1 protein-coding gene is annotated in these 670 nt (G+C 68.7%); it reads right to left on the bottom strand.

Features of this window, described 5'->3' with window-relative positions:
• The coding region (locus C2134_RS21540; protein ID WP_158248743.1) for a hypothetical protein at window positions 1–670 on the bottom strand (670 nt) is incomplete at both ends.

Here is a 670-nt window from a genome sequence, read left to right as displayed (position 1 = left end):
CATTGCCGAGCGCGTTGCTTTGCGTCGCGGACACGCTGACGGCTTGGCCATTGGCCGGTTCCGGAATGCCGAGGCTCAGCACGCCACCCGCGTAGCTGGCGCTGACGGCCGGGTTGCTGCTGGTCACCGAGCCGTCGCTATGGACGGTGACGCTGCTGCTCGCGCCGCCATCGCTGATCGAGACCTGGGCGCTGCCGCCGTTGGCGAGGTTGCTGGCGCTGAGGTTGACCTTGGCTTGGACGTGGCCGCCCGCCAGATCGCCGCTGCCGATCTGCTGGCCGGCATGTTCGATGATGGAAACCGTCGGCGCGGCCGGCGCGGTCAGATTCAAGGTCCCGCTGGCGCTGCCGGCGGTGGAGACATCGCCCAGCGCATTGGTTTGCGTCGCCGATACGCTGACCGCCTGGCCGTTGGCTGGCTCCGGGATGCCGAGGCTCAGCACGCCGCCCGCGTAGCTGGCGGTCACCGCCGGGTTGCTGCTGCTCACCGAGCCGTCGCTGTGGACGCTGACCGTGCTGCTGGCGCTGCCATCCTTGATGGTGATCAGCGCGCTGCCGCCGCTGCTCAGATTGCTATCGCTTAAATGCACCGTGGCCTGGACGTGGCCGCCCGCCAGGTCGGGGCTGGAAATCTGCTTGCCGCTGTGCTCCACAATCGAGACAGTCGGCGC

Source organism: Chromobacterium sinusclupearum, assembly GCF_002902845.1.
GTDB classification, from domain to species: domain Bacteria; phylum Pseudomonadota; class Gammaproteobacteria; order Burkholderiales; family Chromobacteriaceae; genus Chromobacterium; species Chromobacterium sinusclupearum.
Note: the sequence above shows the minus strand (reverse complement) of the source record. Positions and strands in the feature narration are given on the sequence as shown.